The sequence below is a fragment of the Calidifontimicrobium sp. SYSU G02091 genome, from assembly GCF_022631395.1.
In the GTDB taxonomy this organism is placed as follows: domain Bacteria; phylum Pseudomonadota; class Gammaproteobacteria; order Burkholderiales; family Burkholderiaceae_C; genus Calidifontimicrobium; species Calidifontimicrobium sediminis.
The window spans coordinates 1-1,276 of sequence record NZ_JALBGB010000080.1 but is presented as its reverse complement, the minus strand read 5'-3'; the positions used below and the strand labels follow the sequence as shown (position 1 = coordinate 1,276).

The window sequence follows — 1,276 nt, the reverse complement described above, 5'->3', positions numbered from 1 at the left end:
TGACCTTGCCCTCGAAAACCGGATCCCTTGCTGAGTGATTCAATCCAAGCAAGGAGAACGTGAAGTGACGAAGGCAACGAGAGCGCGGTACACGCTGGAGTTCAAGCTCGAGGCGGTGCGGCGGGTCAAGGGCGGGCAGAGCATGGCGGCCACGGCCAAGATCCTGGGCATCGCCGAGCAGACGCTGCACAACTGGATCAAGGCCGACAAGGACGGTCGGCTGACGGGCGCTGGCACGAAGCCGGTGAGTCCCGAGCAAATGGAGATCGCGCGGCTGCGCGCGGAGTTGGCGCGCGTGAAGATGGAGCGCGACATCCTGGGAAAAGCGACGGCGTACTTCGCGAAGGAGCGGGGGTGAAGTACGCCTGGATCGAGCGGCACCGCCAGCACTGGCCGGTGTCGCTGGCCTGCGAGGTGCTGGGCGTGAGCCCCAGCGGATACCACGACCACAAGCTGCGATCGGCCAAGCCCCGGCGCAACGTCAGCGACGACGCGTTGCTGGTGCACATCCGTGCCATTCACGCCGAGTCGCGCGGCGAATACGGCTGGCCACGGGTGTGGAAGGAGTTGCTCGCGCGCGGCATCCGCGTGGGCAAGGAGCGCGTGCGCAAACTCATGAAGCTGCACGGCATCAAGGCCCGGGGCAAGCGCAAGTTCAAGGCGACCACCGACAGCAACCATGGGTTGCCGGTGGCCGAGAACCTGCTCAACCGGGAGTTCACGCCGGCCGCTCCCCATCGTGTCTGGACGAGCGACATCACCTACATCGCCACCGACGAAGGCTGGCTGTACCTGGCCGTGGTCATCGACCTGTTCAGCCGCCAGGTGGTGGGCTGGTCGATGAAGCCGCACATGCGGCGCGAGCTGGTCATCGACGCATTGCGCATGGCCTGGTTCCGGCGCAGGCCCGAAGCCGGCTTGATCTTCCACGCCGACCGTGGCAGCCAATACTGCAGCGCGGAGTTCCAGAAGATGCTGACCGGTTACGGCATGCGCAGCTCAATGAGCCGCAAGGGTAACTGCTGGGACAATGCGCCCACCGAAAGCCTGTGGGGATCGTTGAAGGTCGGCAGGCTGCACGGACGCCGCTTCGAAACCCGGCGGGCTGCGATGGACGAGATCGTCGACTGGCTGACGTTCTACAACCACCGGCGGCTGCACTCGTCGCTTGGCTACGTCAGCCCGATGCAGTTCGAGAGGGCTTGGCTTGCCGCCCAGCAAAGGCAAGCCGCGTGATGGTCTCGGCTATGGGATCCGGGAAACGCGGGCAAGGTCA

At 65.2% G+C, this 1,276-nt stretch carries 1 protein-coding gene; it reads left to right on the top strand.

Annotation, left to right across the window (positions count from 1 at the left end):
* Positions 1-64: 64 nt before the first annotated feature.
* Positions 65-1,236, top strand: a protein-coding gene (locus MOJ79_RS18830) for an IS3 family transposase (RefSeq protein WP_241925535.1) whose coding sequence is annotated in 2 segments (ribosomal slippage) — positions 65-320 and positions 320-1,236 — 1,173 coding nt in all. Because the reading frame shifts where the segments join, the coding sequence is not laid out codon by codon here.
* Positions 1,237-1,276: the final 40 nt, after the last annotated feature.